Raw genomic sequence first — 26,245 nt, forward strand, 5'->3', positions numbered from 1 at the left:
ACGCAGGCCGGATAAGGCGCAGCCGCCGTCCGGCAAAACGACAGATAAATCGTCGGGAGAGTGAAATGAGTATATCTACCCAAAGCATCCCGTGGTACCGCCATCTCAGCCGCCCGCAGTGGCGTGCCTTCTCCGCCGCCTGGTTGGGATATTTGCTTGATGGCTTCGATTTTGTCCTGATTGCCTTAGTTCTGACGGAAGTAAAAAGTGAGTTCGGCCTGACGACGGTGGAAGCCGCGAGTTTAATTTCGGCGGCCTTTATCTCACGCTGGTTTGGTGGCCTGCTGCTGGGGGCGATGGGCGATCGCTATGGCCGTAAGCTGGCGATGATAACCAGCATTGTTCTGTTCTCCTGCGGTACTCTGGCCTGCGGGTTTGCGCCAGGCTACGTCACCATGTTTATTGCCAGAATGGTGATTGGCATGGGGATGGCAGGCGAATATGGTTCCAGCGCAACCTACGTGATTGAAAGCTGGCCGAAGCATCTGCGCAACAAGGCGAGCGGTTTTCTGATTTCCGGTTTCTCCGTGGGCGCCGTCATTGCCGCGCAGGTTTACAGTCTCGTGGTCCCCGTCTGGGGCTGGCGTGCGCTATTCTTTATCGGCATTTTGCCCATCGTCTTTGCCCTGTGGCTGCGTAAAAACATCCCGGAAGCGGAGGACTGGCAAGCGAAGCATGAAGGTAAAGCCCCGGTGCGTACGATGGTTGATATTCTTTATCGCGGCAAATACCGCGTAATCAATATTGCCATGACGCTGTTTGCCGGTATGGCGCTGTGGCTCTGCTTTGCCGGGGAGCTAAACAACGTCGGGATGGTGGTCATTCTGGGGCTGCTGTGCGCTGTCGTTTTTATCAGCTTTATGGTGCAAAGCAGCGGCAAACGCTGGCCTACTGGCGTAACGCTGATGGTAGTGGTGCTATTCGCCTTTCTGTACTCGTGGCCGATTCAGGCGCTACTGCCAACCTATTTGAAAACGGAGCTGGCCTACGATCCGGTTACGGTGGCCCGCGTGCTGTTCTTCAGCGGATTTGGCGCGGCGGTGGGCTGCTGCGTAGGCGGTTTTCTTGGCGACTGGCTGGGAACCCGTAAAGCGTACGTCTGCAGCCTGCTGGCCTCGCAGATGCTCATCATTCCGGTGTTTGCGATCGGCGGTGCGAATATCTGGGTGCTCGGGCTGTTGCTCTTTTTCCAGCAGATGCTGGGTCAGGGTATTTCCGGGATCTTGCCTAAACTCATCGGTGGTTACTTCGATACCGACCAGCGGGCGGCCGGGCTTGGATTTACCTATAACGTCGGCGCGCTGGGCGGGGCGCTTGCACCGGTGATCGGCGCGCTGCTGTCGCAACGGATGGAGTTGGGAACCGCGCTGGGATCGCTCTCCTTTGGCCTGACGTTTGTGGTTATCCTGTTGATCGGCCTGGATATGCCGTCTCGCGTTCAGCGTTGGATCAGGCCGGAAGCGCTACGCACTCACGATGCTATCGACGGTAAACCGCTGAGCGGGGCCTTCCCGGCGGGGGCGGTCAAACGCGAGCAGGTGGTGAAATGACGACGCTGGCGATTGATATTGGCGGAACAAAGCTCGCCGCCGCCCTGATTGAGGGACACGTTCTGTCGATGCGTAGGGAGTGCCAGACTCCCGCCAGTCAGACGCCGGGCGCGCTGGAGGAGGCGTTACGTGCCCTGGTTTTACCTCTCGTTACGCATGCCCGTCGCGTGGCGGTGGCGTCGACAGGGATTATTCAAAACGGCGTACTGACCTCCATCAATCCTTCCAACCTGGGCGGGCTGGCACATTTTCCGCTGGTCGCCTTTTTGAAAGCCATCACGCAATTACCGGTGACGGCACTTAACGACGCGCAGGCCGCCGCATGGGCAGAGTTTTGCGCGTTGCACCAGAAACAGGATATGGCATTTCTGACGGTTTCAACCGGCGTGGGCGGCGGTGTTGTGCTCAATGGAAAACTGCAGTCGGGCAGCGGTGGGCTTGCGGGGCATTTTGGCCACACGCTGGCGGATCCAGATGGACCTCTCTGCGGCTGTGGGCGAAGAGGGTGCGTTGAAGCCATTGCCTCAGGGCGAGGTATTGCCGCTCAGGCGAAGGAGGAGCTGGCAGGGCTCGATGCGAAGGCAATATTCAGTCGGGATACACCGCAGGCCCGTAAGCTGGTGGCAAATTCTGCACAAACGCTGGCTCGACTGATCGCTGACGTCAAAGCTGTTACCGACTGTCAGGTTATCGTAGTCGGCGGCAGCGTGGGGCTGGCGGAAGGATATTTGCCCCTGGTGAAAGCCTATTTATCGCAGGAGCCAGAGGTATATCAGGTGGCGCTTCGGGCAGCGCATTATCGCCACGACGCTGGGCTATTGGGTGCGGCGCTGTTAGCAACGGGAGACACGCTATGATGATGGGAGAGCTGCAGTCACTGGCATCGTCGGGCCTGCCCGCCGTACTGGTGAATGCGCTGGCGCTGGCGGTTGCCGCCCGGCCGCAGGAGAAAGCGCCGGGCCACTACGAGGTGCAAGGCAAAGATATCTTTATGAATGTTATGCAGTTTTGCACTCAGAGTCCGGAACAGAAAAAGGCAGAGCTGCACACACGGTATATTGACATTCAGCTCCTGTTGGCCGGTGAAGAGCGGATTCTGTTTGGCGTTGCGGAGTCCGCGCGCGAGTGCGAGGAAATGCATAGCGACGAGGATTATCAGCTTTGCCGTCGCATCGAGGGGGAACAATCGATAGCGTTAAGGCCGGGGATGTTCGTGGTGTTTATGCCGGGGGAACCGCATAAACCGGGGTGTATCACCGACTCGGCGGGAGAGATTAAAAAGGCCGTGGTGAAGGTCCGCGCCAGCCTGTTAACCGCATAAAAAAGCCGGATGGTAATTCCATCCGGCTCGTTTTCTTACACTTCCAGGTAGTTCAGGATCCCGTCAGCCGCTTTACGACCTTCGGCAATCGCCGTTACCACCAGGTCAGAACCGCGAACGATATCGCCACCGGCGAAGATTTTAGGGTTGCTGGTCTGGAATGCGTTGTCGCTGCCTTCTGGCGCAATCACGCGGCCCTGCGAATCCAGCTCAACGCTGTGCTTCGCCAGCCATTCCATGCTGTGAGGACGGAAACCGAACGCCATCACCACGGCATCGGCCGGGATCACGTGCTCAGAACCGGCTACGATCTCGGCGCGACGACGGCCTTTCGCATCCGGTGCGCCCATCTCAGTGCGCGCCATCTTCACGCCGCTCACTTTACCGTTGGCATTCACTTCAATACCCAGAGGCTGGATGTTGAACTGGAACTCCACGCCCTCTTCACGCGCGTTTTTCACTTCGCGTTTAGAGCCCGGCATGTTCTCTTCGTCACGACGATAGGCGCAGATCACGTGTGCCGCATTCTGACGAATGGAGGTACGCACGCAGTCCATCGCGGTATCACCGCCGCCCAGCACCACCACGCGTTTGCCTTCCATGCTGACGAACGGCTCATCGGCGGTTTCACCGTAGCCCATGATCTGCTTGGTGTTGGCAATCAGGAACGGCAGCGCGTCGTACACGCCCGGCGCATCTTCGTTCTCCAGACCGCCGCGCATGGACTCATAGGTGCCCACGCCGAGGAACACGGCGTCGTAATCCTTCAGCAGGTCGTCGAGCTGCACGTCGCGGCCCACTTCCACGTTCAGTTTGAACTCAATGCCCATGCCGGTGAAGATTTCACGGCGACGGGTCATGACCTCTTTTTCCAGCTTGAAGGCCGGGATACCGAAGGTCAGCAGACCGCCGATTTCCGGATGGCGGTCAAAGACCACCGCCTTCACGCCGTTGCGGGTCAGCACGTCCGCACAGGCCAGGCCCGCCGGGCCCGCACCGATGATTGCCACGCGCTTGTCGGTTTGCTTCACGCCGGTCATATCCGGACGCCAGCCCATCTCGAACGCTTTATCGTTGATATAGCGCTCGATGTTGCCGATGGTCACCGCGCCGAACTCGTCGTTCAGCGTACAGGAGCCTTCGCACAGACGGTCCTGAGGGCACACGCGGCCGCACACTTCCGGCAGGGTGTTGGTCTGGTGAGACAGCTCGGCGGCTTCAAAAATACGCCCTTCGTTGGCCAGCTTCAGCCAGTTCGGGATGTAGTTGTGTACCGGACATTTCCATTCGCAGTAAGGGTTACCGCAGGACAGGCAGCGGTCTGCCTGTGCCTTGGCCTGGCCTTCTGAAAACGGCTCGTAGATTTCAACAAATTCAATTTTGCGGATCTTCAGCGGTTTCTTTGGCGGATCAACACGCTGCAGGTCGATAAACTGGTATACGTTCTGGCTCATCTGAATTCCTTACTGCGCCTGCACGCGCAGCTCTGCTGCGCTACGACTACGGTGACCCAACAGGGCTTTAACATCGCTGGACTTCGGCTTAACCAGCGCGAATTTCGCAGAGAACGCCGGCCAGTTTGCCAGGATCTCTTCGCCGCGCGAAGAACCGGTATGCTGCACGTGTTCGGTAATCAAACCACGCAGGTGTTCTTCATGGATAGCCAGCGTATCAACGTCCAGCACTTCTACCAGCTCCGGGTTCACGCGTTTGCGGAACTCACCGTCTTCGTCCAGGACGTACGCAAAACCGCCAGTCATGCCCGCGCCGAAGTTCACGCCGGTTTTACCCAGAACGCAAACAATCCCGCCCGTCATGTATTCACACCCGTTATCGCCAATGCCTTCCACCACGGTGATAGCACCGGAGTTACGCACCGCAAAACGCTCGCCCGCACGGCCTGCTGCAAACAGACGACCGCCGGTCGCGCCGTACAGGCAGGTGTTACCGATGATGCTGGCTTCATGGCTGCGGAAGGCTGAGCCGACCGGAGGACGCACCGCCAGCAGGCCGCCTGCCATGCCTTTACCGACGTAGTCGTTGGCATCGCCGGTCAGGTACAGCTCAACGCCGCCTGCGTTCCATACGCCGAAGCTCTGACCCGCGGTACCGCTGAAGTGCGCGGTAATCGGATCTGCTGCCAGCCCCTGGTCACCGTGCGTTTGCGCGATGTAGCCGGAGAGGGAGGCGCCCACGGAGCGGTCGGTGTTGCGGATATCAAACCAGAACGTTTTGCTCTGCTTGTCGTCCACGTACGGTTTCGCCTGCTGCAACAGCTGCGCGTTCAGCACGCCGTTATCGAACGGCGGGTTGTTCTCGGTGCAGTAGACCGCTTTGCCAGGGTGCGGCTGCGCTGTTTCCAGCAGCTTGCTCAGCTCCAGCTTCTGCTGCTTCGCCGTGAAGCCTTCCAGCTCTTTCAACAGGTCGGTACGGCCAATCAGGTCCACCAGACGCTTCACGCCCAGCTGCGCCATCAGCTCGCGGGTTTCGCGGGCGATGAACTCAAAGTAGTTGGTCACTTTGAACGGCAGACCGTGATAGTGGTTCTTACGCAGCTTCTCGTCCTGGGTAGCAACGCCGGTTGCGCAGTTGTTCAGGTGGCAAATACGCAGGTATTTACAGCCGAGCGCAACCATTGGGCCGGTACCGAAGCCGAAGCTTTCCGCGCCGAGGATCGCCGCTTTAATGATGTCGAGGCCCGTTTTCAGGCCGCCGTCCACCTGCAGACGGATCTTGTGACGCAGACCGTTCGCCACCAGCGCCTGCTGGGTTTCAACCAGGCCAAGCTCCCACGGGCAGCCCGCGTATTTCACGGAGGAGAGCGGGCTTGCGCCGGTACCGCCGTCGTAGCCGGCGATGGTGATGAGATCCGCATAGGCTTTCGCCACGCCGGTAGCGATGGTGCCGACGCCCGGTTCGGAAACCAGCTTCACGGAGATCATCGCCTTCGGGTTGACCTGCTTCAGGTCGAAAATCAGCTGCGCCAGGTCCTCGATAGAGTAGATATCGTGGTGCGGCGGCGGGGAGATCAGCGTCACGCCCGGCACGGAATAGCGCAGTTTGGCGATGTACGGGGTAACTTTATCACCCGGCAGCTGGCCGCCTTCGCCCGGTTTAGCACCCTGAGCGACTTTAATCTGAATCACGTCGGCGTTGACCAGGTACGCAGGCGTCACGCCAAAGCGACCGGATGCCACCTGCTTGATGCGGGACACTTTGTTGGTGCCGTAACGCGCCGGATCTTCACCGCCTTCGCCGGAGTTGGAGTTACCGCCGATGCTGTTCATGGCTTCCGCCAGCGCTTCGTGGGCTTCCGGGCTCAGCGCGCCGATGGACATCGCCGCGGTATCGAAGCGTTTGAACAGCTCGGATGCAGGCTCAACCTCTTCAATGCTGACCGCCTCATCACCCGGGTTCAGGGCAATGAGGTCGCGGAGCGTTGCCGCCGGGCGGTTGTTTACCAGCTCAGCGTACTGCTGGTAATCGCTGTATTCACCGCTCTGAACCGCTTGCTGCAGCGTGCGCACCACGTCCGGGTTGTAAGCATGATACTCGCCGCCGTGAACGTATTTCAGCAGACCGCCCTGATCCAGAGGCTTACGTGCCAGCCAGGCGCGTTTGGACAGGTTCACCAGATCCTGCTGGAAGTCAGCAAAACCGGCGCCGCCGATGCGGCTGACCACGCCCTGGAAGCAGAGGTTGGCGACCTCGTCATGCAGGCCGACCGCTTCAAACAGCTTCGAACAGCGGTAGGAGGCAATGGTCGAGATGCCCATTTTGGACATGATCTTGTACAGGCCTTTGTTGATGCCGTTACGGTAGTTCAGCATCACCGCGCGGTAATCTTTGTCGATCGCGCGGGTATCCACCAGGCGCGCCAGCGTTTCGTAGGCCAGGTACGGGTAGATCGCCGTCGCGCCAAAGCCTAACAGCACGGCAAAGTGGTGCGGGTCGCGGGCGCTGGCGGTTTCCACAATGATGTTGGCGTCGCAGCGCAGGCTCTTGTCGACCAGACGCGTCTGGATAGCGCCAACAGCCATCGGGGCAGGCACCGGCAGACGGTTTTTCGCGATATTGCGGTCGGACAGCACCAGCAGAACGGTACCGTTACGCACCATCTGTTCGGCTTTGTCACACAGCGCATTCACCGTCTCTTCGAGGCTCGCTTCGGTCACGTCGAAGGTAATATCGAGCGTGTCTGCGCGGTAGTGCTCCTCTTTCATGGTGGTGAGCTGTTTAAAATCGGAGTACAGCAGGATCGGCGATTTAAAGGTCAGACGGTGCGCCTGGCCTTCGGCCTCGCAGAAGACGTTCATCTCGCGACCGATGCTGGTAGCCAGCGACATCACGTGCGCTTCGCGCAGCGGGTCGATCGGCGGGTTGGTCACCTGCGCGAACTGCTGGCGGAAGTAATCGTAAATGATGCGTGGCTGGCTGGAGAGTACGGCAAACGGGGTGTCATCACCCATGGATCCGACCGCTTCCTGGCCGTTTTCACCGAGCACGCGAATAACAGAGTCCAGCTCTTCTGCGCTGTAGTTAAACTGTTTCTGGAAGCTTGCAAGCGTATCGTCGTCCAGTTCGCGGCGACCCACTTCTTCATCCGATAAATCTTCGAACGGCACGAGGCGACGCACGTTCTTCTCCATCCACTCTTTGTACGGATGGCGGCTTTTCAGATCGTGATCGGTTTCGGCAGAGTGCAGAATGCGCCCACCGCGGGTGTCGATCACCATCAGCTCGCCCGGACCGACGCGGCCTTTTTCGACTACTTCGTCAGGCTGGTAATCCCAGATACCGACTTCAGAGGCGCAGGTGATGAGCTTGTCTTTGGTAATGACGTAGCGCGCCGGACGCAGACCGTTACGGTCCAGGTTACAGGCGGCGAAGCGGCCGTCGGACATGACGATGCCCGCTGGGCCGTCCCACGGCTCCATGTGCATGGAGTTAAAGTCGAAGAACGCGCGCAGCTCGGGGTCCATATCCGGGTTGTTCTGCCAGGCCGGTGGCACAAGCAGACGCATGGCGCGCACGATGTCCATCCCGCCCGCCAGCAGCAGTTCCAGCATGTTATCCATTGAGCTGGAGTCAGAGCCGGTTTCGTTCACGAACGGCGCGGCATCGTGCAGGTCAGGGATCAGCGGCGTCTGGAACTTATAGGTACGGGCGCGGGCCCACTGGCGGTTACCGGTGATGGTGTTGATCTCGCCGTTGTGCGCCAGGTAGCGGAACGGCTGAGCCAGCGGCCAGCGTGGAACGGTGTTGGTGGAGAAGCGCTGGTGGAACAGGCAAATGGCCGATTCCAGACGCAGGTCCGCCAGGTCCAGGTAGAAGCGCGGCAGGTCAGCCGGCATACACAGACCCTTATAGATGTTCACCAGGTTAGAGAGGCTACAAACGTAGAACTCTTTATCGTCCTGGAGACGTTTTTCAATGCGGCGGCGGGCAATAAACAGACGGCGTTCCATATCACGCGGACGCCAGCCCGCAGGCGCGTTGACGAAAATCTGTTCAATACGAGGCAGCGAGGAGAGGGCGATTTCACCGAGCACCCCTTCGTTGGTTGGCACATTGCGCCAGCCGACAATCGACAGGGTTTCACGCTGAAGTTCTTCTTCGACGATGCGGCGTGAGGCGGCAGCCTTTTCAGGATCCTGGTTCAGGAACAGCATGCCGACAGCGTAGTTTTTGGCTAAACGCCAGCCGCGCTCTTCCGCCACGATGCGGAAGAAACGATCCGGTTTTTGCAGCAGCAGGCCGCAACCGTCGCCCGTTTTACCATCGGCAAGAATAGCTCCACGGTGCTGCATTCGGGCCAGTGCGTGAATAGCAGTACGCACTACCTTGTGGCTAGGTTCGCCTTCTATGTGGGCGATCAGGCCGAAACCACAGTTATCCTTCTCAAGGGATTTATCGTACAACATATCAGTGAACCTCCCCAGGCTCGTCGGGCTTCCCACTGAACTTTACCGTGGCGCACAGGCACAGAAAGAGCATGGCGACGGGGTTTGCGTTTCATACGCGGACCTCGCATTCGCCCTCTTTTTCATCCTTTCGCGCAGGTAAACAAGTTTGAGGACTTGCTTCAGAGGGAATCTCAATTACTGCATAAATATGATGAGCAGGCCGCTCATCCAGAAAGCTTCCAGCGGATTTCCAACTTATCGGGAATTGGTACACAGGTCAAATGGCAATCTTATTTATACAAAAATGTGCTAAAGAGAGTTTATGTCTTTGAAATTAAATGTCATTTAACTATTTTTACATTGATTGTATGCCCTGGCAGGACGCAGCGGAGTGTGATCTGACTCACTATATGAAAGCAGTATTATCAATGTAGCGTGCTGAATAGCCGTTTTATAGCAGAATAATAATCTGGAAATGGCTGCAAACCCGCATAAACCCACTGTTTTTCAGTGGTGGCGCTATAAATGAAAAAAACAATCAGAACATAAGGAAAAGTAATCACGGGTAGCGTGAATGAAATTGCAGTAATCCTGAGTATTTATTCATATAGATAAAAGCCGTCCAGGGCGATTGATCCAGGTCATCGCCGACAGAGGCTAAAAGTGGCAGGCTGGTCCCCTTTCTCCGGGACGGTCTATCAGATTATGCAGTTACAGAAATTAGTCAATATGTTTGGTGGGGATCTTTTGCAGCGGTACGGGCAAAAGGTTCATAAGCTGTCGCTGCACGGCGGGTTTAGCTGCCCGAATCGCGATGGCACCATCGGGCGCGGCGGCTGCACCTTCTGTAACGTTGCGTCCTTTGCTGACGAAGCCCAGCAGCATAAATCTATCGCTGAACAGCTTGTCCATCAGGCAAGCCAGGTGAACCGCGCGAAGCAGTATCTGGCCTATTTTCAGGCCTACACCAGCACGTGGGCGGAGGTGCAGGTGCTGCGCTCTATGTATCAGCAGGCCGTCAGCCAGACTAACATCGTTGGGCTGTGCGTGGGCACGCGCCCGGACTGCGTACCGGACGCGGTGCTGGACCTGCTCAGCGAGTACAAAGAGCAAGGCTACGAGATCTGGCTGGAGCTGGGCCTGCAGACCGCGCACGACAAAACCCTGCACCGTATTAACCGTGGCCATGATTTCGCCTGCTACCAGCGCACCACGCGCCTGGCCCGCGAGCGCGGGCTGAAGGTTTGCTCGCACCTGATTGTCGGCTTGCCGGGTGAAGGGCAGCAGCACGGCCTGGAGACGCTGGAAAAGGTGGTTGAGACCGGCGTGGACGGCATTAAGCTGCACCCGCTGCATATCGTTACGGGAAGCATTATGGCGAAAGCCTGGGAAGCCGGGCGGTTAAGCGGTATTGAGCTTGAGGACTATACGGTGACGGCGGGGGAGATGATTCGCCACACCCCGCCGGAAATTGTCTACCACCGCATCTCGGCCAGCGCCCGCCGTCCAACGCTTCTGGCACCGCTATGGTGTGAGAACCGCTGGACAGGGATGGTGGAAATCGACCGCTACCTGCAGGAGAATGGCGTGCAGGGGACGGCGCTGGGAATGCCTTGGGTTCCAATTTCTGACCGTTAGCGTTTTGCTATAAATAATTTGAATAGTATTAATGAAAACTTATCAATATAAATGAATCCCGTTATTTGTTTATTTGATGAGTTTTATTTATTTAAGTCGCTATGGTTCTTATTCTTTTCAGTTGTGGGTAGTCGTCAGACTATTAATATCGCAGTAAATCCATTTTCTCTTTTCTGTGAGTTATTCACTGGATGAATAATCCGAGTTTCTGTGGTGCTTTTTGATATTTTATTTCGTATTTAAATGCCTTCCTTACAGGCGTAATGTCTTACATCGCCACTCTTAAAAAGGGTATTCCGTATGGAAGGTAATTTATGTTGTTTTAGCTGTCTCAGCGGTATTCATTATCTGGAGATACGTTGATGACAGGTGTAAGAATAAGTCCGTATTGTCCACGCGTTATATCTGAAAACGATATTCCTGTTCACAAAAGTTTGGGCCTGGTAGCCCAGACCCGTAAAGTTGGCGTTCCGCGCCCGATGCCATGCATTGTGATTCTGGTGCACGGTGTGAACGATGTTGGGGAAGCTTATCAGAATCAGGAAAAAGGGATTATTTCCGGGTTAAGCAAGCGGTTGAACCGTTCAGACCTGTATGCGCACGAGTGGAAAGATTTCATCATGTCCCACAACGAAGAGGCGCAAAAGAAAATCTGTGAGCCTGGACGTTCTCCCATTATCCCCTTTTACTGGGGCTATAAGCCGGTTACGCATGAGGAGTGGCGCGCTGACCAGAAGCGTTATCGGGACGAAGTCGGAAAGCTGGGCAGCGACGCCCACATCCCTTACGACGCCTACCAGGAAGATGACGAAACCAAGAAGGCCGCGCTGGGTAATGACAGTAAAGGGGCGTTTGCATTTCAGAACGACTGCTTTAAAAATGCGCTCGATATCAATTTTGCCAAAGGTGGTGGCACGTTTGCCAATGCAACCACCAATATACCGGACATGCTTGGCCCGGGGGCCGGTGGCGTTGCCGTCGCTGCCACCGGTTTTATGACGTTGCATGCAAATGGCGGCGATTTCACCCACCCCATCTTTCCCAACCCGCACCGCATCTATCAGTTTTTTGCCGCTCAGCGGCTGGCGGATTTGATTATTCAAATCCGAAAAGAGCCAGTTACAGAGAACGATGTGATTAACATCGTGGCGCACAGCCAGGGCACTATCATTACAATGCTGGCTAATATGCTGGTGAAGCAGGCTGGTTATGATCCCGTTAACTGCACCATTCTGACCCACTCCCCGTATTCGCTGGAAGAGCGACTATTAGAAAATGCCCAGTCTGGTCATCACCAGACCAGCGCTGCCCGTCAGCAGACATTCAGCAATTTCTGTGCCCTGATGGCAACGCAGTACAAAGGTGGCGAGGTGACTGAGGCAGACATGCTGGCGATGGAGGCCGCTTGCACATTACGAAAACCGTCAGATAACCCATTACGGCAGGATGCTCGGTTCCGACGGGATAATAACGGCAAGGTGTATAATTATTTCTGTCCGAATGACGGAACGGTATCCCTGAAAAACATTCAGGGCATTGGCTGGCGCGGTATCCCGCAAAACATCGCCTGTCATATTCCAAACCTGTATCAGCGGGTCTTTTACCAGCATGGTCATGTCGGTTTCCCGCCAGACAAAACGTGCTTCGAACTGCCCGCAATACAGAAAGGGGATGCGAAATACAGTTCTGTTACGAACGCGATTTACTCTGCTCGTGATGTTGTCATCAATGGCGAAGAATTACCTGAGCCATTTGTATTTGAATTACAGGGTGAGAAAAACCGAAAAGACAACGACCCGAAAACCTGCGATATACCCTATGAAGCTTATATCGATCCAGAAAGTCCCGACGCCTATATTTCGTATTCCGCGAAAGCCCATGCCCTGAGCAGAACAGCCTCAGGCATGTTTCCTATGGATAAATATTATTACCCAACGATGAAGCCAGGCCATTCGCTGACCCCTGACGAGCTGCAAGAGATGACAGTTGAGCGGAAGCACAAAGTGATTCAGGGAGTTGTGTCGGGCGTCGATACGTTCAGAAACCTGACGCTGGTTTGGCTGAAAAACCGCGATGAGCTGGAAGATGAATGGAAGAAAGCTGATCCCGTTGGGTACAGCCAGCACTCCTCCATTGTGATGAGCGAGTATGCACCTTCCCAGGCCATGGCCTTTGATTTAGCCATCGGGCAATGCAAATCTTTTGATTATAAGGCTGGCCGTTTTTGGGAGGATCTTTTGCATCGCGCGGACTGGCGGGATCCGTTGAATAAGAATTTTCAGGCTAAAGAATATTACCGAACAGGAAAACTGGATGATTCTACGACCAAATTTTTTATGAATAAACCTGACGCAATATTACCGAAAGATGAATTTGGAGTAGTGAATAATTATGCTGGTGTCCGACCCCATAAACGCAACAGGATGGAAATTGAATATGGCATTGTTAAGCCTGTTAAGTTCGAAGAAAAAATTATTCTGCAATGGGAAATGCCACGAGCGTTAAATATAAGCCAAATTAACGAAAAGTAGGTATATCACGTGAGCCGGAAATTTTTCATCTTATGGTTAGTATTAGTTATCGGTATCGTGACCATCTGGGCGATGAATCAGCCCTCCGCAGATACCAGTCCTACGCAAATTGTGTACCGTTTTGATGGCCACCGCTACCTGGAGTTGAAAGGCTGGAATTGTGCAGGTGAAATCTGGTATGTCGATACGAAACGGGGGATTCGAACTCAACCCGTAAGCCAGTTTTATCGTATTTTTACCAAAAAATTTATTCATCCTTCAGAACGTTATATTGCGCTGCCAACCTGGGATTCAGCCGGCTCGATTGTGTCTAAAGACTATGGGAAGACATGGTATCCTTCATCGTTCCCGCCCACTGAAAACGAACCTAATGGCGATTCCTCGCCACCCTACGATGCCCTGATATCTTTCACCGTCGTAAACGATCAGGGATTCTTGCAAACCAAACACCGACTATATATGTCATCCAAACCCTATGATGACCCCCGTCTGGCAACAGGGGGGCCGGGGATAACCTATGAAGCTGAGGACGGCTCTGTGCATCATATTAAACCACGCTCTCCGGGAGCGGCATGGGGCATGGTCTACATGACCAAAGAAGGGCTCCAGGGGAGTATTGAGCAATTTAAAATCAACTGGCAAGGACAGCCAGACAAAGTACCAGAAGTGAAAAACTACACCGGCTGGGATCATATGCGCTGCGATATGGATAAGCACTGAGGCGTTTGAATACCTTCCCAAACGGGGGAGGTATTCAAAAAGGCGAATCTCAGGTAAGTATAGGACAGTTTTACTTTATCCCCGCTACCGGCGACGGCCGCCTAACAGACTTCCCAGCATGCCGCGCACTATCTGATTGGTGACCTGCCGCGCCGCGCTTTTCGCCATGGTTTGTACCACGCCGTCGCGCTTGCCGCCGCGCGGCCCGGTGCTGCCGAACAGGATGTCTTTGAGCCCCCCGAGAATACCGTCATCCACGGCGACAGACTGCCCTTTAGCGGCAGGCGCATCCTGGGATTCGGTGGTCGCCTGCACTCCTTTTTGCAGCATCTCGAACGCGGACTCGCGATCAACCTCGTCTTCGTACTTCCCGTAAACCGGAGAGTGGTTAATCAGGCCGTTACGTTCATCGTCGGTAACCGGCCCCATGCGCGAGCAGGGCGCGATCACCATGGCGCGTTCCACCACGGACGGGCTGCCCTTCGCATCCAGGAATGAGATCAGCGCTTCACCGGTGCCTAACGCCTGAATCGCCGCTTCGGTATCAAAGGCAGGATTAGCGCGCATGGTCTGCGCGGCGGCTTTCACCGCTTTCTGATCCTTCGGCGTAAAGGCGCGCAGGGCGTGCTGCACGCGGTTACCGAGCTGGCCGAGCACGTTATCCGGGATGTCCGACGGGTTTTGTGAAACAAACCAGACGCCAACGCCTTTGGAGCGGATCAGGCGAATGACCTGTTCAATCTTATCCAGCAATACCTGCGGCGCATCGTTAAACAGAAGGTGCGCTTCGTCGAAGAAGAAGACCAGCTTCGGTTTTTCCAGATCGCCCGCTTCGGGTAACTGTTCGTAGAGTTCAGAGAGCATCCACAGCAGGCTGGCGGCGTAGAGCTTTGGCATCTGGTAGAGCTTCTCGGAGCTCAGAATGTTGATGATGCCTTTGCCGCTGCTGTCGGTGCGCATCCAGTCTTTGATATCCAGCATCGGCTCGCCGAAGAAGTGTTCGGCACCCTGTTGCTCCAGGGTCAGCAACCCGCGCTGAATGGCGCCCACCGAGGCGCTGCTGATATTGCCGTACTGGTTCTGGAAGGATTTGGCGTTATCGCCGATGTACTGCGTAATGGCGCGCAGATCTTTGAAATCAAGCAGCAACAGCCCCTGATCGTCGGCAATGCGGAAGATAATATTCAGCACGCCGGACTGCACGTCGTTGAGGTTAAGCAGACGGGCCAGCAGAAGCGGGCCGAGGTCGGAGACGGTAGCGCGCACCGGGTGGCCTTTCTCACCAAAGATATCCCACACTACCACCGGATTGTTATGCGGCGTCCAGTCCGTGATGCCAATATTCTTCAGCCGTTCGAGCAGTTTCTCAGAGGCCGTACCTTCCTGAGCCACACCGGTTAAATCGCCTTTCACGTCAGCCATAAAGACCGGTACGCCAATCTCCGAAAGCGACTCAGCCAGCTTTTGCAGGGTGACGGTTTTGCCTGTCCCGGTCGCTCCGGTGATCAGACCGTGGCGGTTCGCCATCGCGGGCAGTAAATACAGCTCTTTTTCCAGCGTCCGGGCAATTAACAATGGTGTACTCATGATGCGCTTCCTCTCTTAGTCCTGGGTGGAGTATAGGCAACCTGACCGCAATTTGGTTGAGTAAATTCCTGACTTTGCGGCGCATTATCCAGCGCGGACTATGCTTTTGCATACGGTTCACAAAAATAGTGGGAAACGATGTCCAGATTCTTCTTTAACGATCGCAAACAGCTGGTCAACGATGCCATTGAAGGCATACTGCTTTCTGCGCCACACGCAAATCTCGTCAAACTTGATATCGATCCGGCCATCAGGATCGTCGCACGCGGCGACTGGGACAAAAGCCGCGTGGCGGTGATCTCCGGCGGCGGCTCAGGCCACGAACCCGCGCACGCCGGGTTTGTCGGCAAAGGGATGCTGACGGCGGCAGTGTGTGGCGATCTGTTTGCCTCGCCGAGCGTGGATGCGGTGCTGAATGCCATTGTGGCGGTCACGGGCGATCGAGGCTGTCTGCTGATTGTCAAAAACTACACCGGCGATCGCCTGAACTTTGGCCTCGCGGCAGAAAAGGCCAAACGCTACGGTCTTAAGGTGGAGATGGCGATCGTGGCGGACGATATCGCGCTGCCGGATAACAAACAGCCGCGCGGTATTGCCGGTACGGCACTGGTGCACAAGATTGCGGGCTATGCGGCGGAGCACGGGAAATCGCTAAGCGAGGTGCGGGATATTGCGCAACAGGCCTGCGATAACCTCTGGAGCCTGGGCGTTGCGATGCAAACGTGCAACCTGCCGGGCAGCGACGAGGAAGAGGGGCGCATTAAGCAGGGCCATGTCGAGCTGGGGCTGGGCATTCACGGCGAGCCCGGTGCTTCCGTCGTGGATACGCAGAACAGCAAAGCCATTATCGACACGCTGGTGACGCCGTTACGCGCGCAGGCGGGAGAAGGGCGGTTTGCGGTATTGATTAACAATCTCGGCGGCGTATCGGCGCTGGAGATGGCGCTGCTGACCAAAGAGCTGGCGCATTCGGCGCTGAAAGAGGAGATCGCGTACCTGATAGGCCCCGCGCCGCTGGTGAGCGCGCTGGACATGAAGGGCTTTTCGCTCACGCTGCTTAAGCTCAACGACTTCTTTGAAAAGGCGATTCACGCCGAGGTCGAAACGCTGGGCTGGCAGAAGCCCGTGGCGTTTGCGCCACTGCGCACCGTGGCGCATACCGCCATTCACGATCGCGTGGAATACACTCCGTCGGACAATCTGCGGGTGGGAGAGTATGTCTCCTCGGTGACGAAAACGCTGCTCCAGCTGGAAAACCGACTGAACGCGCTGGATGCCAAAGTGGGCGACGGCGATACCGGCTCCACTTTTGCGCAAGGGGCGCGGGATATTGCGCAGCGTCTGGAGGATCGCAAGCTCCCGCTTGATAACGTATCGACGCTGCTGTTGCTGGTGGGCGAGCGGCTGGCGACGGTGATGGGCGGATCGAGCGGGGTGCTGATGTCGATCTTCTTCACCGCGGCCGGGCAAAAGCTTCACGATGGTCAGCCGCTGCCCGAGGCATTGCTCAGCGGGCTGGCGCAGATGAAGCAGTACGGTGGGGCAGATCTCGGCGATCGTACACTGATCGACGCGCTGCAACCGGCGCTTGAAGCATTGAAAGGTGGCGATATTCAGGCAGCGGCGCAGGCCGCACAGCACGGTGCCGAAGCAACGGCGAAAATGGCGAAAGCCGGCGCGGGACGTTCATCGTATGTGAATAAAGAGAATCTGGATGGGGTAATGGATCCCGGTGCGGTCGCGGTGGCTGAGGTGTTTAAGGCCCTGGTAGATGCAAAACGGTAACGACCGTTACCGTTTTTCGTGTGTGCGCCCTCTCCCTGTGGGAGAGGGTTGGGGTGAGGGCATCAGGCCGCACATTCCCCGCCTATGTCACATCAAAAATCCGCTTTCAATACCACGCGGTAGCGGGCTTTGCCGTCACGCACGTGCTGGATCGCTTCGTTGATTTTCGACATCGGATACAGTTCGGTGGTCGGGGCCACTTTGGTGCGTCCGGCAAACTTCATCAGCTTGCGCAACTCAAACGGCGTACCGGTCGCGGAGCCTGACACGCTGCGATCCCCGCCGATCAGGGTAAACGCCGGAACCGGCAGCGGCTTCATCACAGCACCTACGGTATGGAAGTTACCGCCGTAGGCCAGCGCCTCAAAGTACGGCTGCCAGTTGAGATCGACGTTAACGGTGTTGATGATCAGGTCAAACTGCCCAGCCAGCGCGTTAAGCGCTTCAGGATCGCGGCTGTTCACGACTTTATCCGCACCCATCGCCAGCACTTCTTTCTCTTTCGCCGGGTTCGAGCTGAATGCCGTGACTTCACAGCCCATCGCGTGAAGCAGCTTGATAGCGATATGGCCCAGACCGCCAATACCAATCACGCCCACGCGGCTGGTGGCGGTGATATGGTGCATCAGCAGGGGTTTGAAGACGGTGATACCGCCGCACAGCAGCGGACCGGCGGATTCGATATCAATGCTGTCCGGCAGCGGGATCACCCATTGCCAGTCGGCGCGCAGTTTGTCGGCAAAACCGCCTTTGTTCAGAATGGTGGGAACGGCGCCTTCGAGGCAGTTGATCTGATTGCCGCTGATACAGGCGTCACAGTGGCCACAGCTGCGTGCCGTCCAGCCAATGCCCACGCGCTGGCCCACTTTCAGCCCTTTGTCCTGCGCGGCGCTACCGAGCGCCACGACGCGGCCAATAACTTCGTGCCCGGCAACCAGCGGATAGCTGGAGAAGCCCCATTCGTTATCGATCATCGAGAGATCCGAGTGGCAGATCCCGCAGTAATCAACCTGTACTTCGACGTCTTCTGCTTTTAGTTCGCCCGCATCGTACTCGTACAGCTCAAGTTCTGCACCCGCCTGCGGTGCGGCGTAGCTTTTTATCTTCGACATCGTGTTTCCCCCGTTGTGGTGTGAACTGAGAGTGTAGAGCATTCATTTTACAGCCGCTTAACAGAAGAGGGCAGGAACGAAAGTTACAGACTTTTCAGCATTCTGACTTCGCAATCAACGTGGCCGGTACAGCCCAGCGGTGCATCGATATGCTCAAAGCCCAGATGTTCATACAGGCCGATGGCCTCTTTGAGGAAAGCGGTTGTTTCAAGGTAGCAGCGTGTAAAACCCTGCTTGCGCGCGTGGTCCAGCGCAATCAGCGCCAGCTTTTTTGCCAGTCCTTGCCCGCGCGCCGTTGGCAGGAAATACATTTTCTGTAGTTCACAGATATCCGGCTCGCTGCAGCTGAGGGGCGCCACGCCGCCGCCGCCCACCACCTGGCCGTTCTGCTCGATTACCCAGTAGGCATGCCCTGGCTGGCTGTAGAGCTGGTAAAGCTCGTCCAGGTTCGGGTCAGCAACCGTGTAGCCTTTGTCAGCCGTCAGGCCATATTCGGCAGAAACGGTGCGGATAACGGCGGCGATAGCCGAATTATCCTGCTCAGCGATCCGGCGCATCGTCGTCGCGACGGGGGTAATCACGCTCATAGCATTACTCATAACAAAAATTGACACATAACTGCTGTTAATAGCACCGCAGAAAGGGGAGTGCAAGCGAGGAGTTTTCAGGAAGGTTACCCCTTACGCCCTGAAGCGTAAGGGGTAAAAGCATTACAGGGCTGCGATAACCGCCTGCTGCTCGATCAGTTTGGTCTTCGCATCGGCGAAAGCAACCAGACGCTCGCGCTCTTTCGCGATGACCGCTTCCGGCGCGCGGGCCACAAAGCCTTCGTTCGCCAGCTTGCTTTCGATTTTGCCAATTTCCACGTCGACTTTTGCCACTTCTTTCGCCAGACGAGCCAGCTCGGCGTCTTTGTCGATCAGGCCCGCCATCGGGATCAGCAGCTCGGCACCGTCGATGATTTTGGTCACGGAAACCGGACCTTTGTCATCCGCAGGCAGCACGGTGATGCTTTCCAGACGCGCCATGGTCTTCAGGAAAGTGTTGTTCTCGGTGACGCGACGAACGACCGCTTCGCTGCAGCCACGAAGCAGCAGCTCCAGCGGTTTGCCAGGGGCGATGTTCATTTCAGCGCGGATGTTACGTACCGCAACGATCGCCTGTTTCAGCCACTCGGTATCCGCGGACGCCGCTTCATCAACCTTGGCCGCATCGAATTCCGGGAACGGCTGCAGCATGATGGTATCGGCGTTGATGCCCGCAATCACCTTCACGCGCTGCCAGATGGTTTCGGTGATGAATGGAATGACCGGATGCGCCAGGCGCAGCAGGCCTTCCAGAACGGTAATCAGCGTGTTGCGCGTGCCGCGCAGTTCCGCCTCAGTGCCGCCGTTCATCACCGGCTTCGCCAGCTCCAGATACCAGTCGCAGAACTGGTTCCAGGTGAATTCATACAGGATGCCCGCCGCGATATCGAAGCGGTAGCTGTCCAGCGCCTCGCGGAACGCTTTCACCGTCTGGTTGAATTCCGCCAGGATCCAGCGGTCTGCCAGAGACAGCGTCATCTCGCCGCCGTTGAAGCCGCAATCCTGATCTTCGGTATTCATCAGCACGAAGCGGCTGGCGTTCCACAGTTTGTTACAGAAGTTACGGTAACCTTCCAGACGCTTCATGTCCCAGTTGATGTCACGACCGGTTGAGGCCAGTGCCGCCAGGGTGAAGCGCAGGGCGTCGGTACCGTGAGACTCGATCCCGTTCGGGAACTGCTTCTCGGTGCGCTTGCGGATTTTCTCAGCCAGCTGCGGCTGCATCATGTTGCCGGTACGTTTTTCCAGCAGATCTTCCAGAGAGATACCGTCAACCATATCCAGCGGGTCAATCACGTTCCCCTTGGACTTGGACATCTTCTGGCCTTCATCGTCGCGGATCAGACCGGTCATGTAGACGGTATGGAACGGAACCTGCGGCTTGCCGTCTTCGTCTTTGATGAAGTGCATGGTCATCATGATCATGCGGGCAATCCAGAAGAAGATAATGTCGAAGCCGGACACCATCACGCTGGTTGGGTGGAACTGACGCAGTGCGTCGGTGTTTTCTGGCCAGCCGAGGGTGGAGAAGGTCCACAGCGCGGAGGAGAACCAGGTGTCCAGAACGTCTTCGTCCTGACGCAGCGCAACGTCCGCGCTCAGGTTGTTTTCCTGACGCACTTCGTCTTCGCTACGGCCAACGTAAACGTTGCCTTCGTTGTCGTACCACGCCGGAATACGGTGACCCCACCACAGCTGACGGGAGATACACCAGTCCTGAATGTCGCGCATCCAGGAGAAGTACATGTTTTCGTACTGCTTCGGCACGAACTGAATGCTGCCGTTCTCAACCGCTTCCACAGCCGGTTTCGCCAGCACGTCGGCACGCACGTACCACTGGTCGGTCAGCATTGGCTCGATAACCACGCCGCCACGGTCGCCGTACGGCACGGTCAGATCGTGAGGTTTGATCTCTTCCAGCAGGCCGAGCGCGTCAACGGCAGCCACGATGGCTTTACGCGCGGCAAAACGCTCCAGCTTCTGGAACTCAGCCGGGATGTCGCTGGAGTAAACGTCGGATTCGTTGCCTTTGGTGTCGTACACTTCTGCGCTTTCGCGGATATCACCGTCGAAGGTCAGAATGTTGATCATCGGCAGGGCGTGACGACGGCCGACTTCATAGTCGTTGAAGTCGTGTGCAGGGGTGATTTTTACGCAGCCGGTACCTTTTTCCATGTCGGCGTGTTCGTCGCCCACAATCGGAATACGGCGGTTTACCAGCGGCAGCACCACGAATTTGCCGATCAGATCTTTATAACGCGGATCTTCCGGGTTAACGGCCACGCCGGTATCGCCCAGCAGGGTTTCCGGACGGGTGGTCGCGACCACCAGGTAATCTTTACCGTCGGCTGTTTTTGCGCCATCGGCCAGCGGATAGCGGATGTGCCACATAGAGCCTTTAGACTCGCGGTTTTCCACTTCCAGGTCAGAGATGGCGGTGCGCAGTTTTGGATCCCAGTTTACCAGGCGTTTGCCGCGGTAAATCAGGTCTTCTTTGTACAGGCGGACGAAGACTTCTTTAACGGCGTTGGACAGGCCTTCGTCCATGGTGAAGCGCTCGCGCTCCCAGTCCACGGAGTTGCCTAGACGGCGCATCTGACGGGTAATTGTGCCGCCGGATTCCGCCTTCCACTGCCAGATTTTATCGATGAACGCGTCGCGACCGTAGTCGTGGCGGGTTTTTCCTTCTTCAGCGGCAATTTTACGCTCAACCACCATCTGGGTCGCGATACCCGCGTGGTCAGTCCCCGCCTGCCACAGGGTGTTTTTACCCTGCATGCGCTGGTAGCGGATCATAGTGTCCATGATGGTCTGCTGGAAAGCATGACCCATATGCAAACTGCCGGTGACGTTCGGCGGCGGGATCATGATGCAGAAGGACTCTTTGCTTTCGTCGCCGTTAGGCTTGAAATAGCCCTGCTGTTCCCAGTGCTCGTAAAGCGGCTGTTCGATATCGCGTGGGTTATATGTCTTTTCCATTATTTCCAGGTTGCCGTATTCAGGTTAAAACCAGCCAGGCGGTACGCTTTATAGCGTTCGCGCGCCAGTTGTTTCAAAGATTCTTCGTAAGGGACAAAGTCTACCACTTCTGTGAAAGCGGTGGCAAAATCTGCAAAATCTATCCGCAGGCTAATCAGAATATCGCGCGCGCTGCTGTTGCGCTTTTGCGGCCAGGCAATTTCAACCGGTGCACCGCCGCGCGGGCCTTCGCCCGACAGGTTATGCGGCACAAAACTTTCCGGCGGGCGCGCCCACAGCGCTTCATCCAGGCGAATCGCCTGCTGTTCATCTTCACAGGCAATCAGAACGCGTTTACCTGCGCGCCAACGTTCTGCGGCAATTTCACACACCAGCTGTTCTACGGCGCTGAGGCCATCCTGATGGGTGTCGTTGTCCAGAAGGTAGAACGTTGCATTCTTCATATATGGGGCTTCTTGTGCTCACTTTAAATGCTTAAGCCGGGCGGCGGCTTCGCCTTACCCGGCCTACGGTTTACTGCCGTTTTGACTTACTCGTCGCCGTTAAAACCTGCGCGGTTCAGCAGGAACTGCGACAGCAGCGCCACTGGACGACCGGTTGCGCCTTTGGCTTTACCGGAGCGCCATGCGGTGCCCGCGATATCCAGGTGCGCCCAGTTGTACTTGCGGGTGAAGCGTGCCAGGAAGCAGCCCGCGGTGATCGCCCCGCCAGGACGTCCGCCAATGTTCGCCATATCCGCAAAGTTAGACTCCAGCTGATCCTGATACTCGTCACCCAGCGGCAGACGCCATGCGCGGTCCCCGGCCTGCTCTGAAGCACCAATAAGCTCGTGCGCCAGCGGATTGTGGTTCGACATCAGGCCGGTGATGTGGTGGCCCAGCGCAATCACACAGGCTCCGGTGAGGGTTGCGACGTCAATCACCGCTTCCGGCTCGAAGCGCTCAACGTAGGTCAGCACGTCACACAGCACCAGACGGCCTTCGGCGTCGGTGTTCAGCACTTCAACGGTCTGGCCGGACATGGTGGTCAGAACGTCACCCGGACGATAGGCGCGCCCGCCAGGCATATTTTCGCAGCCCGCCAGAACGCCGATCACGTTGATAGGCAGCTGCAGTTCCGCGACCATGCGCATCACGCCGTAAACCGCCGCCGCACCGCACATGTCGTACTTCATCTCATCCATGCCTTCGGCAGGCTTGATGGAGATACCGCCGGAGTCGAAGGTCAGGCCTTTACCGACGAGCACAATCGGGCGCGCGTCTTCGGACGGATTGCCTTTGTACTCGATGACGGACATCAGGGATTCGTTCTGCGAGCCGTTACCGACTGCCAGGTAAGAGTGCATCCCCAGCTCTTTCATCTGCTGTTCGCCGATGACGCGGGTAATGACGTTTTTGCTGTAGGCGTCGGCCAGCTGACGCGCCTGAGAGGCGAGGTACGCCGCGTTACAGATGTTAGGCGGCATGTTGCCGAGATCTTTGGCCGCTTTAATGCCGGCCGCGATCGCCAGACCGTGCTGGATCGCGCGTTCGCCGCTGGTCAGCTCGCGACGGGTTGGCACGTTAAAGACCATTTTACGCAGTGGACGACGCGGCTCGCTTTTATTGGTCTTCAGCTGATCGAAGCTGTACAGGCTCTCTTTTGCCGTTTCAACCGCCTGACGCACTTTCCAGTAGGTGTTACGTCCCTTAACGTGCAGTTCCGTCAGGAAGCAGACGGCTTCCATTGAGCCGGTATCATTCAGCGTATTGATTGTTTTCTGAATCACCTGCTTATACTGACGTTCATCCAGCTCGCGTTCTTTGCCGCAGCCAATCAGCAGAATACGTTCTGACAGTACGTTCGGAACATGGTGCAGTAACAGCGTCTGCCCAGGTTTGCCTTCCAGTTCGCCACGGCGCAGCAGGGCGCTAATATAGCCGTCACTGATTTTATCGAGTTGCTCGGCGATCGGGGAGAGTCGGCGTGGTTCAAAGACGCCCACAACGATGCAGGCACTCCGCTGTTTCTCCGGGCTACCGCTTTTTACACTGAACTCCATGCACTACGCTCCTGAATCTTAAAGACAACGGCGGCAGCTACGGATAGAATTGAAACCTTTCGTAACTCATGTCCGCTGTTGTGGTGACTTCGTGTTAATCTTACGTTACTACGGTTTCGACACGTCAGAAAAAGTCCTGAAGCGTGAATCCGCCGGATGTTTTAATCTTAGCGATGATTTCGACGACTCAAGAGAATAAATGACGTTTAAGCCATGAAACAAGCGATTTTCCAGCAAAGAGACGGGTTTTTACGGGCGTATTTAAAGTGATAATCATAAGATATCTGGTGCGGGAGACGCTCAAAAGCCAACTGGCGATCCTCTTCATCCTGCTGCTGATTTTTTTCTGTCAGAAGCTGGTTAAGATCCTCGGTGCGGCCGTTGACGGCGAAATTCCAACTAATCTGGTGCTTTCCCTGCTTGGTTTAGGGATCCCGGAAATGGCGCAGCTCATCCTGCCGCTAAGTCTTTTCCTTGGCCTGCTCATGACGCTTGGGAAACTCTACACCGAGAGTGAAATCACGGTGATGCATGCCTGTGGTCTGAGCAAAGCGGTACTGGTGAAAGCGGCCATGATACTGGCGCTGTTCACGGGTATTGTCGCGGCGGTGAATGTGATGTGGGCGGGTCCCATGTCTTCCCGTCATCAGGACGAAGTGCTGGCCGAAGCGAAAGCCAACCCCGGCATGGCAGCCTTAGCTCAGGGTCAGTTCCAGCAGGCGACCGACGGCAACTCCGTGCTGTTTATTGAGAGCGTTGACGGCAGTAAATTCAACGACGTATTCCTGGCGCAGTTACGTCCCAAAGGTAACGCGCGTCCTTCCGTGGTGGTTGCAGACTCCGGTCAGCTTGCTCAGCGCAAAGATGGTTCTCAGATCGTGACGCTGAACAAAGGCACCCGTTTCGAAGGCACCGCGATGCTGCGCGACTTCCGTATTACGGATTTCCAGAACTATCAGGCCATTATCGGCCATCAGGCGGTGGCGCTCGATCCAACGGATACCGAGCAAATGGACATGCGTACCCTGTGGAATACCGATACCGACAGAGCGCGCGCTGAGTTCCACTGGCGTATTACGCTAGTCTTCACCGTGTTTATGATGGCGCTGATTGTCGTTCCGCTGAGCGTGGTGAACCCGCGCCAGGGACGCGTGCTCTCTATGCTGCCGGCGATGCTGCTTTACCTGATCTATTTCCTGCTGCAAACCTCGATTCGTTCTAACGGCGCGAAGGGTAAGCTGGACCCTATGGTCTGGACATGGTTCGTCAACAGCCTGTACATCTTACTGGCGCTGGGATTAAACCTGTGGGATACGGTGCCTGTGCGCCGCATACGTGCCCGATTCTCGCGTAAAGGAGCCATCTAATGCAGGCGTTTGGCGTTCTTGATCGCTATATCGGTAAAACCATTTTTACCACCATCATGATGACGTTGTTCATGCTGGTGTCGCTCTCCGGTATTATCAAATTTGTCGATCAGCTGAAAAAAGCCGGGCAGGGGAGCTATGACGCGATGGGCGCGGGGATGTATACCCTGCTCAGCGTGCCGAAAGATGTGCAGATTTTCTTCCCGATGGCGGCCCTGCTGGGCGCGCTGCTGGGGCTGGGAATGCTGGCGCAGCGCAGCGAGCTGGTCGTTATGCAGGCCTCGGGCTTTACCCGCATGCAGGTTGCGCTGTCGGTCATGAAAACCGCGATCCCACTGGTGCTGTTGACCATGGCGATTGGCGAGTGGGTCGCGCCGCAGGGCGAACAGATGGCGCGTAACTACCGTGCGCAGGCCATGTACGGCGGCTCGCTGCTCTCGACCCAACAAGGTTTATGGGCGAAAGACGGTAAAAACTTCGTCTACATCGAACGGGTGAAGGGGAATGATGAACTGGGTGGGGTCAGCATCTATGCTTTCGATGACCAGCGCCGTCTGGAGTCAGTCCGCCACGCCTCTTCGGCGAAATTTGACGCCGAACATAAACTGTGGCGTTTGTCCCAGGTCGATGAGTCTGACCTGACCGATCCGAAACAGATCGCCGGTTCTCAGACTGTAACCGGTACGTGGAAGACCAACCTGACGCCCGATAAGCTCGGTGTTGTTGCGCTTGACCCTGACGCGCTCTCCATCAGCGGTTTGCACAACTATGTGAAATATCTGAAGTCGAGCGGGCAGGATGCGGGACGTTATCAGCTCAACATGTGGAGCAAGATCTTCCAGCCAATGTCCGTGGCGGTGATGATGCTGATGGCGCTGTCGTTTATCTTCGGCCCGTTACGCAGCGTGCCGATGGGCGTGCGCGTAGTGACCGGTATCAGCTTCGGCTTTGTGTTCTACGTGCTCGATCAGATCTTCGGTCCGCTGACGCTGGTTTATGGCATTCCGCCGATAATCGGTGCGCTGCTGCCAAGCGCAAGTTTCCTCCTGATCAGCCTCTGGCTGCTGTTGAAACGTTCCTGATCGACCTCTCCTCGCTTCCGGTTAACCGGAAGCGAGGCT

General features: G+C 56.4%; 17 protein-coding genes. 9 read left to right on the forward strand and 8 right to left on the reverse strand.

Annotation, left to right across the window (positions count from 1 at the left end):
• The first annotated feature begins 65 nt into the window (after positions 1-65).
• From AC1VYI_RS04015 to nanQ, 3 genes are read left to right on the forward strand one after another with little or no spacing between them, the layout of a single operon-like run.
• Positions 66-1,550, forward strand: a complete 1,485-nt coding sequence (locus AC1VYI_RS04015) for an MFS transporter (protein WP_023309380.1) — start codon at positions 66-68, stop codon at positions 1,548-1,550.
• Complete coding sequence (nanK, locus tag AC1VYI_RS04020; RefSeq protein WP_023309379.1) at positions 1,547-2,407, forward strand: N-acetylmannosamine kinase; 861 nt, start codon at positions 1,547-1,549, stop codon at positions 2,405-2,407. The genes AC1VYI_RS04015 and nanK overlap by 4 nt, the downstream gene beginning before the upstream one ends.
• On the forward strand, positions 2,404-2,871 hold the full coding sequence (gene nanQ / locus AC1VYI_RS04025) for an N-acetylneuraminate anomerase (protein WP_045355391.1): 468 nt from the start codon (positions 2,404-2,406) through the stop codon (positions 2,869-2,871). Before nanK ends, nanQ begins: the two co-directional genes overlap by 4 nt.
• Before the next feature lie 35 nt (positions 2,872-2,906).
• Here the strand turns inward: nanQ and gltD are convergent, their stop codons facing one another.
• Positions 2,907-4,325 (reverse strand): glutamate synthase subunit GltD, encoded by a 1,419-nt coding sequence (gltD, locus tag AC1VYI_RS04030; protein WP_134867097.1) that lies wholly within the window; start codon positions 4,323-4,325, stop codon positions 2,907-2,909.
• A gap of 9 nt (positions 4,326-4,334) precedes the next feature.
• On the reverse strand, positions 4,335-8,795 hold the full coding sequence (gltB, locus tag AC1VYI_RS04035) for a glutamate synthase large subunit (RefSeq protein WP_134867098.1): 4,461 nt from the start codon (positions 8,793-8,795) through the stop codon (positions 4,335-4,337).
• Positions 8,796-9,482: 687 nt separating this feature from the next.
• Between gltB and mnmL the strand changes: the two genes are divergently transcribed.
• The 3 genes from mnmL (at position 9,483) to AC1VYI_RS04050 (ending at position 13,666) form a co-directional block, all read left to right on the forward strand.
• Entirely contained in the window at positions 9,483-10,415 is a 933-nt protein-coding gene (gene mnmL, locus AC1VYI_RS04040; RefSeq protein ID WP_134867418.1) for a tRNA modification radical SAM protein MnmL/YtqA, read from the forward strand.
• Between the two features lie 362 nt (positions 10,416-10,777).
• Positions 10,778-12,946 carry a T6SS effector phospholipase Tle3 domain-containing protein gene (locus AC1VYI_RS04045; protein ID WP_045403569.1) on the forward strand — a complete coding sequence of 723 codons (2,169 nt, stop codon included), beginning with the start codon at positions 10,778-10,780 and terminating at the stop codon, positions 12,944-12,946.
• A gap of 72 nt (positions 12,947-13,018) precedes the next feature.
• Positions 13,019-13,666 carry a T6SS immunity protein Tli3 family protein gene (locus AC1VYI_RS04050; protein ID WP_032668272.1) on the forward strand — a complete coding sequence of 216 codons (648 nt, stop codon included), beginning with the start codon at positions 13,019-13,021 and terminating at the stop codon, positions 13,664-13,666.
• A gap of 84 nt (positions 13,667-13,750) precedes the next feature.
• On the opposite strand, the gene AC1VYI_RS04055 is transcribed toward AC1VYI_RS04050, so the two are convergent.
• Positions 13,751-15,253, reverse strand: a complete 1,503-nt coding sequence (locus tag AC1VYI_RS04055) for a helicase HerA-like C-terminal domain-containing protein (RefSeq protein WP_023309371.1) — start codon at positions 15,251-15,253, stop codon at positions 13,751-13,753.
• Between the two features lie 138 nt (positions 15,254-15,391).
• On the opposite strand from AC1VYI_RS04055, the gene AC1VYI_RS04060 reads away from it, so the two are divergent.
• Positions 15,392-17,038, forward strand: coding sequence for a dihydroxyacetone kinase subunit DhaK (locus AC1VYI_RS04060; RefSeq protein ID WP_134867099.1), 1,647 nt, complete (start codon positions 15,392-15,394; stop codon positions 17,036-17,038).
• 92 nt (positions 17,039-17,130) lie between these two features.
• Here the strand turns inward: AC1VYI_RS04060 and ahr are convergent, their stop codons facing one another.
• From ahr to pepA, 5 genes are all read right to left on the reverse strand, one after another.
• Complete coding sequence (ahr, locus tag AC1VYI_RS04065) at positions 17,131-18,150, reverse strand: NADPH-dependent aldehyde reductase Ahr (protein WP_023309369.1); 1,020 nt, start codon at positions 18,148-18,150, stop codon at positions 17,131-17,133.
• A gap of 83 nt (positions 18,151-18,233) precedes the next feature.
• Positions 18,234-18,737, reverse strand: a complete 504-nt coding sequence (locus tag AC1VYI_RS04070) for a GNAT family N-acetyltransferase (protein ID WP_023309368.1) — start codon at positions 18,735-18,737, stop codon at positions 18,234-18,236.
• A gap of 123 nt (positions 18,738-18,860) precedes the next feature.
• Positions 18,861-21,716, reverse strand: coding sequence for a valine--tRNA ligase (locus AC1VYI_RS04075; protein WP_045355395.1), 2,856 nt, complete (start codon positions 21,714-21,716; stop codon positions 18,861-18,863).
• Positions 21,716-22,159, reverse strand: a complete 444-nt coding sequence (gene holC, locus AC1VYI_RS04080) for a DNA polymerase III subunit chi (protein WP_008502815.1) — start codon at positions 22,157-22,159, stop codon at positions 21,716-21,718. Before holC ends, AC1VYI_RS04075 begins: the two co-directional genes overlap by 1 nt.
• 86 nt (positions 22,160-22,245) lie before the next feature.
• Complete coding sequence (pepA, locus tag AC1VYI_RS04085) at positions 22,246-23,757, reverse strand: leucyl aminopeptidase (protein ID WP_023309366.1); 1,512 nt, start codon at positions 23,755-23,757, stop codon at positions 22,246-22,248.
• A 266-nt stretch (positions 23,758-24,023) separates the two neighbouring features.
• On the opposite strand from pepA, the gene lptF reads away from it, so the two are divergent.
• Together lptF and lptG are read left to right on the forward strand one after the other, a co-directional pair.
• Positions 24,024-25,124 carry an LPS export ABC transporter permease LptF gene (gene lptF, locus AC1VYI_RS04090; RefSeq protein WP_024906345.1) on the forward strand — a complete coding sequence of 367 codons (1,101 nt, stop codon included), beginning with the start codon at positions 24,024-24,026 and terminating at the stop codon, positions 25,122-25,124.
• Positions 25,124-26,206 carry an LPS export ABC transporter permease LptG gene (lptG, locus tag AC1VYI_RS04095; protein ID WP_023309364.1) on the forward strand — a complete coding sequence of 361 codons (1,083 nt, stop codon included), beginning with the start codon at positions 25,124-25,126 and terminating at the stop codon, positions 26,204-26,206. Before lptF ends, lptG begins: the two co-directional genes overlap by 1 nt.
• The last annotated feature ends 39 nt before the right edge of the window (positions 26,207-26,245 follow it).

Source organism: Enterobacter sp. QK-SA4 (assembly GCF_056856775.1).